This window comes from Streptomyces hirsutus (assembly GCF_001418415.1).
GTDB lineage: Bacteria > Actinomycetota > Actinomycetes > Streptomycetales > Streptomycetaceae > Streptomyces > Streptomyces hirsutus.
In genome coordinates this window covers 1-3,303 of sequence record NZ_LIQT01000689.1, presented here as the reverse complement: position 1 = coordinate 3,303, position 3,303 = coordinate 1, and the positions used below count along the sequence as shown (strand labels likewise).

3 protein-coding genes are annotated in these 3,303 nt (G+C 73.7%); all 3 read right to left on the bottom strand.

Annotated features, from left to right (window positions below; translation table 11 throughout):
- Positions 1-28 precede the first annotated feature (28 nt).
- The 3 genes from AOK11_RS37490 to AOK11_RS37480 all read right to left on the bottom strand — a co-directional run bounded on the left by AOK11_RS37490 (position 29) and on the right by AOK11_RS37480 (position 3,246).
- Positions 29-1,678, bottom strand: a complete 1,650-nt coding sequence (locus AOK11_RS37490; RefSeq protein WP_107098781.1) for a transporter — start codon at positions 1,676-1,678, stop codon at positions 29-31.
- Positions 1,675-2,475 (bottom strand): ABC transporter ATP-binding protein, encoded by an 801-nt coding sequence (locus tag AOK11_RS37485; protein ID WP_055598090.1) that lies wholly within the window; start codon positions 2,473-2,475, stop codon positions 1,675-1,677. The genes AOK11_RS37490 and AOK11_RS37485 overlap by 4 nt, the downstream gene beginning before the upstream one ends.
- Positions 2,476-2,547: 72 nt before the next feature.
- Positions 2,548-3,246, bottom strand: a complete 699-nt coding sequence (locus AOK11_RS37480) for a bifunctional DNA primase/polymerase (RefSeq protein WP_107098780.1) — start codon at positions 3,244-3,246, stop codon at positions 2,548-2,550.
- Positions 3,247-3,303 lie beyond the last annotated feature (57 nt).

Genomic DNA, 3,303 nt, shown 5'->3' with positions numbered 1-3,303 from the left:
CCCTCGCCCCGTACCCCTGCCGCGTCCTTCAGCCCTTGCTGACCGCCGTGAGGATCTCCGGCAGACGGCGGGCCGTGCTCGGAGCCGCGAGGCGGAGGCCGACGAAGGTGAGGGCGGCGCCGTACGCCGTGCCTGCCGGGAGCAGCAGCCACGTCCGGTCCTCGCCGCCCTCGCTCACGTTCAGCCAGATCGTGAGGGCGATGACCGGCGCGCAGAGCACGGCCGCCGCCACCATGCCGCCGAAGATCGAGATCCAGGCGAGTCCGACCTGTCCGGGGGCGACGTTCTTGTGGCCCTCCTGCGGGATCGAGTACGGGAAGCGCGCCGACGTCCACGCACCGGTCGCGAGCATCGCGCCCAGCAGGGCGAAGGACAGCCCCAGGGCCTCCGGCAGCCGCGGCCAGTCGCCGAGCATCGCGGTGGTCACGACGGTCACGAGCGTCGAGTAGGGCAGGGTGACCAGCAGCAGGGCCACAGCGCGGGCACGGAGCTCGACGTAGGCGTCCCGGGTGCCGGAGATCGTCATCGCGACCATCCAGAACGCGGAGGTGTCCTGCCCGAACTGGTTGTACATCATGACGCCGAGCATCCCGGCGGCGAAGCAGGAGAAGTAGACCGAGCCGGTGCCCTGCCAGGCGTTGAACACCGGCACGATCAGCCCGATGGCCAGCGAGGTCACCCACGCCGCCTTGGTCTTGGGGTCGCGCCAGATGTAGCGGAGGCTGCGTTCCACGGCCGTGCCGGTGCGTCCCGCGGGCAGCAGCCGGGCGAGCCCGGCCGAGGAGCGGTCGCGTACGGCCGCCTCCCCGCTCCGCAGGGTGGACCCGTCGGGCGAGGTCATCAGCCGGGACAGCGACCGCGACCAGAGCGCCAGCAGCACCGCCAGCGCCCCGGCGGTCAGGGCGAGCTGGACGGCGGCGGCCCCGTACGCGCCCTCGCCCGCCGAGTGCACCGCGCCGATCGCGGACGCCGGCGGAATCCACCGGACCACGTCCGCCGCCGGGTCGAGCTGGTCCAGCCCGGCGGAACCCAGCCGCTGCACGGCGAAGTTGACGAACTGCGCGCCGACCGCGATCACGAGTCCGCTGAGCACCGCGAGGTCGCGCCCCCTGCGACTGGTCAGCAGCCGCACGTTGGCGGTGGCGACCGCCCGGGCCAGCGCCACGCACACCAGCAGCGCGAGCGGGACGGCGAGGACACCGGCGGCGGTCGCCGCCCCGCCGTACGCGACGGCGACCGCCGAACCGGCCAGCACGCACAGCGTGAACAGCGGTCCGATGCCGACCAGCGAGGCGACGAGCAGGGCCCGCACCAGCGGGCGGGGACGCAGCGGCAGCATCACCAGCCGGGACGGGTCGAGGGTCTCGTCGCCGCTGAGGAAGAACAACGGCATGACCGCCCAGCCCAGCGCCAGCACCGCCACGAGGAGCACGACCAGCGACTCGGCGTGGTCGACGCGGCGCAGTGCGATCAGGCCGACGAGCTGGAGCGCGGCGAACAGCAGGGCGAGGACGGCCGAGGCGATGTAGGCGGCCCTGCGGCCACCGGACTGCCGCAGTCCGTTGCGCAGCAGGGACAGCTTCAGCCGGACGAAGACCGGCGTCACCGAAGGGGCGGGAGCACCGGGAGGGGGAGCGGTGCCGGGAACGGGAACGGGAACGGGAACGGGGGCGGTCACCGGGACCCGCCGCCCAGCCAGTCGAGGTCGGAGGCGGTGTCGCGGCCGCGCGCGCCGACGAGTTCCAGGAACGCGGTCTGCAGCGAGGGCGCGTCGCCGCGCACCTCGGCGAGCGGCCCGTGGGCGCGGATCCGGCCCGCGGCCATCACCGCGACCCAGTCGCAGAGCGACTCGACGAGCTCCATGACGTGGGAGGAGAACACGACCGTGGCCCCGGAGGCGGTGTACCGCTCCAGGACGCCCCGGATGATCTGCGCGGAGACCGGGTCGACGCCTTCGAACGGCTCGTCCAGGAAGAGCACTTCGGGGTTGTGCAGGAGCGCGGCGGCGAGACCGATCTTCTTGCGCATGCCGGTCGAGTAGTCGACGACGAGCTTGTGCTGGGCCCCGGCCAGGTCGAGGACGTCGAGGAGCTGGGTGGCCCGTTTGTCGACCTCGGCGCCGGGCAGGCCGCGCAGCCGGCCGGTGTAGGCGAGCAGTTCGCGCCCCGACAGCCGCTCGAACAGCCGCAGGCCTTCCGGCAGCACCCCGATCCGCGCCTTGACCTCGACCGGGTCGCGCCACACGTCGTGTCCCACGACCTCGACGGTGCCCTGGTCGGGCCGCAGCAGCCCGGTCACCATCGACAGCGTGGTGGTCTTGCCGGCCCCGTTCGGCCCGACGAGCCCGATGAACCGGCCCGCGGGCAGCTCCAGATCGACCCCGGCCACCGCGACCTGCTGACCGAACCGCTTCCAGAGCCCTCGCACCCGTACGGCGGCCGAGCCCACCCCTGTCCGCTCCGTTCCCTCCGTCATACGGAGCACCCTACGGGGGCCGATCCGACGGTGGGGCGGGTCGCGCGCGCCGGGATCCTCTCCCGAAGCGCCCTACTGCTCCCGCCGTTCACGGCGTTCCCGGCGGTCCTGCCGGTCCCGGCCGCACGCGTACGCCAGCGCCGGGATCAGCTCCGCGGCGTCCGGCAGCCACCGGTTCGCCGGTGTCGGCCCGCTGGCCCACTGCACGGCCCCCCTGGACCCGAACCGCGTGGGCGGCGCCGCCACGTACGCGCCCTCGCCCCGCACGGACAGATCGAGCGGGGACAGCGACCAGCCCAGGGAACGGATCAGGCCCGGCGCCTTCGCCGCGGCGCCGGGGAGCACGAAGAACTCCATGCGCCGGGAGGGCGTCAGGGTCACCGGACCGAGCGCCAGTTCCATCCGCTCCATCCGGGCCAGCGCCAGGAACCCGGCCGTCTCGGGGACGGAGATCGTGTCGAAGGCGTGGCCGGTGGGCAGCAGGATCGAGGCCGTCGGCCACATCTGCCACATGCGGCGGACGGCCGTCGCGCTGCCGGTCGCCTGGCACGCCCAGTCGGAGCGCGCCGGGTGTGCGCCGGGCGCCGGGCACTCGACGACACCGCACGAGCAGCGGTGCACCCCGTCGACGGCCTCCAGCCACGTGCCCGGGAACACGTCCCAGTGGCGCTCCTCGGTGTAGCGAACCGCGGTGTCCAGCAGGGTTTCCCCGCGCTGCTTCGGAATCTGTCCGGCATCGGTGCCCGGGATCGTCTCTTCCACGATGAACACAACTACGTCCGTCACCAGGGGTTACGCCCGCGCCCCGGCGCGGGCGTAACCCCTGGT